General features: G+C 46.6%; 3 protein-coding genes. 1 reads left to right on the top strand and 2 read right to left on the bottom strand.

Annotated elements, in window-relative coordinates:
* A partial coding sequence (locus Q0140_RS01390) for a hemolysin family protein (RefSeq protein ID WP_297960881.1) occupies positions 1 to 1,198 on the bottom strand: 1,198 nt, incomplete at its 3' end.
* Between the two features lie 272 nt (positions 1,199 to 1,470).
* On the opposite strand from Q0140_RS01390, the gene Q0140_RS01385 reads away from it, so the two are divergent.
* Positions 1,471 to 1,638: a hypothetical protein gene (locus tag Q0140_RS01385; RefSeq protein WP_297951046.1), complete on the top strand. Its 168-nt coding sequence runs from the start codon at positions 1,471 to 1,473 to the stop codon at positions 1,636 to 1,638.
* A gap of 241 nt (positions 1,639 to 1,879) precedes the next feature.
* Here the strand turns inward: Q0140_RS01385 and Q0140_RS01380 are convergent, their stop codons facing one another.
* Positions 1,880 to 2,689 (bottom strand): M48 family metallopeptidase, encoded by an 810-nt coding sequence (locus tag Q0140_RS01380; RefSeq protein WP_177386661.1) that lies wholly within the window; start codon positions 2,687 to 2,689, stop codon positions 1,880 to 1,882.
* Positions 2,690 to 2,888 lie beyond the last annotated feature (199 nt).

Genomic DNA, 2,888 nt, shown 5'->3' with positions numbered 1-2,888 from the left:
CATCGCTTATTTTATCGCCGATTTCAGGTAGGCTGCCGAAGAGATTAAAGACGTAGCCGCCGATCGTTAGCTGCTCGGTCTCTTCGTCGAAGTCAATGCCCATAACCTCCTCGACGCCTTCGATCTCGAAGCGGCCTCTAAACTCAAAGGTGTTCTCGTCGATACATTTAAAATTTTGTGCATTCGCGTCGTGCTCGTCGTTGATGTCGCCAAAAATTTCTTCTATTATATCTTCCATCGTCAAAAATCCCGCCGTGCCGCCGTATTCGTCGATGACGAGCGCGGCAAAAATGCGCTGCTTATTCATCATCGGTAAAATTTTAGAGATCGGGCTGTTTTCAGGCACGATGATGAGCTTGCGCACGATCTTATCGAAGCTTTTATCTCCCTTTTGCTGGATGATGTCGCGGATGTGGATGAGGCCTAGGACATTGTCCTTGCTGCCGTCGATATATGGGAAGCGCGTAAATTTCGACTGCAATACGGTTGCGTAGTTTTCATCGTAGCTTTTTTGCTTATTTAGGCAAACTAGATCGCGCCTCGGCGTCATTATCTCTTTGGCGACCGTGTCGCTGAAATCGACGGCGTTTTTGATGATCTCGGTCTCTAGGCTATCGAGCACACCACCTTTTAGGCTCTCGCTCGCGATGATTTTGATCTCTTCGTCAGAAAGCGCGAGCTCGCTCTCTTTAGCGGGCTTTACGCCGATGATTTTAAGCGAGACGGCAGCAATGAAGTCAAACGCCTTTATGATCGGAAAAAACATAATCCAAAAAATATGAAGCGGTCTAGAGATGAAAAGCACGATCTTCTCGGTTTTGGCAATAGCGATGGATTTTGGCACCAGCTCGCCAAGTACGACGTGAAATAGCGTAACGAGCGTAAAAGATATGACGAAGGCGATCGTATGTGCCGCCGCTCCGCCGCCTATGCCGATGGATCTTAGTGGCAGCTCGATCAGTCTTGATACCGCGGGCTCACCGATCCAGCCGAGGGCGAGCGAGCTTATCGTAATGCCTAGCTGAGTGGCGCTGAGATAGGTGTCTAGGGAGTTTGAAATTTTAAAAGCGAGCTTTGCGTTTGGAATTTTATCCTTGATAAGCTCTTCGAGGCGAGACTTTCTTACTTTGACGATTGAGAATTCCGAAAGAACGAAAAAAGCATTCATAAAGATGAATACAAAAGCTAAAACTAACATTAAAACCGAACTGTCCGTGTCCAAATTTCTTATCCTTTGAAATTTAAAAATAAATATTTATGATTATATCTAAAAACGCTTTAAAATCCAAAAGGCGTGGAAAATGCCTCGCGCCCGTGCGTAGAATTTTACGGAGTTGAAATTTTACTTCTTTTATCGCGTAAAATTTCATCTGCCTGCGCGAAACTTACCGTCGTACAAATGGCGTTAAAATCTGCTGCCCAGCCGAATAAATTTTATTTTCATACCTGACTGCGGCTGCAAAATTTTGTTTGCATACGACCATAGCGAAATTCTATCTGCGCCCGAAGGAGCAAAATTTTACTCCAAATTTCGTCGTGCTTAAAATCGTAAAATTTCGCGCCGTAGAATTCTGTAGCGACAGACATTTCGGCTTTCTATGCGACGGAATTTCGTCCAGCGCTTGCGTTTTGAAATGAAATTTTGTCTCGGTGCGGATTATATTTATCGCGCGTGTTCATGGAATTTTGCGGTAATTTAAAATTTCGCGCTGCGGCAGACCTTTGTTGCGGCGAGATTTTATCGCGATAGAGCTTATGCGCGGCGGCGGATAATCCTAGCGCTGCGCGCAAGCCCATTGAGAAATTTAAATGCGACGATAAAACCTGCTACTTAAAAAACCTCAGCGCGCAAACTCTTGCGAAATTTTAAATCGCAAGACTATCTATTTCTTGTGGCGGCCTCGTAAAGCGGCAAGACTTTCGGCATCACCTCTTTTAGATCGGCGATGCGATCGTCGTTTGAAGGGTGCGTGGACATAAATTTAAGTGGATGGCTCTCATTTAGCTTATTCATCTTCTCCCAGACGTTTATCGCCGCCCTTGGATCGTATCCTGCGCGCGCCATCAGCTCAACGCCCATCAGATCGGCCTCCGTCTCATGCGTGCGCGAAAACGGCAGCGTGAATGTGTATTGAGCCGCCATGTTCAAAGCCGCTGAGCCTAGATCTCCAAGCCCTGCCGCGGAGCTTGCTACAGCGATACCGACATCTTTCATCTGTTCAGTCGAGGCTCGCTCGCGGCTGTGTTCGCGCAGTGCGTGCGACATCTCGTGCCCCAAAATAGCAGCTAGCTCGGCATCGGTAAGCTTAAGCTTTTCGATGATGCCCGTATATACGACGATGCGACCGCCAGGCATACACCAAGCATTGATTGTAGGGTCGTTGATGACGTTTACCTGCCAGTTCCATTTCAGTGCGTCTTTGCGAAATGCGCCGACTTGAGCGATTAGGCGCTTCGAGATGCCTCTAACGCGATCAGTTAGCTTTTTATCGGTATTTAGGACATGTTTGGCGTTTGCTTGGGCGGTAATCTGCCTGTAGGCAAGCGCGGCACTTTGATCCATTTCAGCTTCGCTTACGGTGATGAATTGCGAGCGGTCGATGCCTACGGCGCCGCCTTGCGTGGTGCTCGCGCAGCCGGTAAAAATCATCATCGCAGCAAAGGATATTAAAAGAGCTAATTTTTTCATCTTTTCTCCTTGAAATTTTGCGGCGATTTTAGCGAAATTTGGTTAAATTTTTAGAATTTTATTTTGGATTGCCGGATTTTGCAGGCGCGATCTATTTGGAATTTGCCGTAAAATTTAAGGACGCCCGTCGCCTTTAAAATAGGATTGGGCTTTGTAATTTAGCGATAAAATTTAGCGGTGATTTCGCAGAATTTTATCG

Source organism: uncultured Campylobacter sp. (assembly GCF_938045405.1).
Lineage (GTDB): Bacteria > Campylobacterota > Campylobacteria > Campylobacterales > Campylobacteraceae > Campylobacter_B.
The sequence above is the reverse complement of the archived record's forward strand: the minus strand, read 5'-3'. Positions and strand labels throughout refer to the sequence as shown.